Source organism: Liquorilactobacillus sicerae, from assembly GCF_029916425.1.
GTDB lineage: Bacteria > Bacillota > Bacilli > Lactobacillales > Lactobacillaceae > Liquorilactobacillus > Liquorilactobacillus sicerae.
The window spans coordinates 1-386 of the sequence record NZ_JAHAVQ010000363.1 but is presented as its reverse complement, the minus strand read 5'-3'; the positions used below and the strand labels follow the sequence as shown (position 1 = coordinate 386).

The following is a 386-nucleotide window of genomic DNA, read 5'->3' as shown; positions in this document are numbered from 1 at the left end:
AATTGTGGATTGCCTTGCTCTTTTAAAGAACGCAAAATAGCTGTGTTCAAGCCCTGACGGGTTACTACAGAATCATCTGAAAGCGGCATTTTTGTCATGACTTGATCAACAATATTTTTGATTAATTGGCTGTCAAGCGGTTGATCAACTTTGTCATTGGCGTGTAAAAGCACTTTTTCTATTTGTTCGTCCTTCAATTCAGAGATACTTCCATCGTCTTCCTTGATTTTAATGGCGGTTAATGTTGCTGGTGAATCATTATCTTGGTTTATCATTTTATTCAACTCCTTTATCTTTTTGATTAACGCCAATAATAACGGATTCTCCAACAAGGTTCAATCTAAAAAAGTGTCTTAGAGTTAGTTTTTTTGAGGCGAAAATATAGA

At 35.2% G+C, this 386-nt stretch carries 1 pseudogene; it reads right to left on the bottom strand.

What is annotated here, in order from left to right:
- Positions 1 to 275 (bottom strand): annotated as a pseudogene (locus KH893_RS12850) (anaerobic ribonucleoside-triphosphate reductase); the annotation flags it as partial.
- Positions 276 to 386: the final 111 nt, after the last annotated feature.